1 pseudogene is annotated in these 456 nt (G+C 43.6%); it reads left to right on the top strand.

The features are described from left to right. Positions 1-456, top strand: a pseudogene (locus HMPREF2983_RS03920) (hypothetical protein); the annotation flags it as partial.

Raw genomic sequence — 456 nt, 5'->3', positions numbered from 1 at the left:
CTTATCGCACGAAAATATCGAAGAAAGCGAACTTCGGCATAGGACGAATTCCCGACTCCGGCGACCTCGATGGAGGCACAGCAGAGTTTTATGTGACGCCAAACAAACAGCATCTTGGCTGGGAAAGCTATATGAAAGCCTTTGAAACGGAGACTCCCGAAGGGCAGAAAGCGCAGGCAGAAGAGGACCGTGAGTGGTGGAAAGGCGACAAAGAGATTTATATTTCGTGGCAATCGAAAACAGAACATGGGGCATTTAAGCTTGACATTTATAGCAATAAACATTATCTTCAGACGCTTGATTTGGGCAAGAATGATTCGGAGTATTGGGTAGATCAACGTGATTATAACTTCGATGGGCATCGAGATTTCGCCGTTTGGCTTTACAATTTGTCAAAAAAACAAGTCTTTTTATGGTCTGAAAAGCAAGGAAAATATGTGCATGAACCCTTTTTCG

This window comes from Prevotella sp. HMSC077E09 (assembly GCF_001814685.1).
Lineage (GTDB): Bacteria > Bacteroidota > Bacteroidia > Bacteroidales > Bacteroidaceae > Prevotella > Prevotella oris.
The sequence above is the reverse complement of the archived record's forward strand: the minus strand, read 5'-3'. Positions and strand labels throughout refer to the sequence as shown.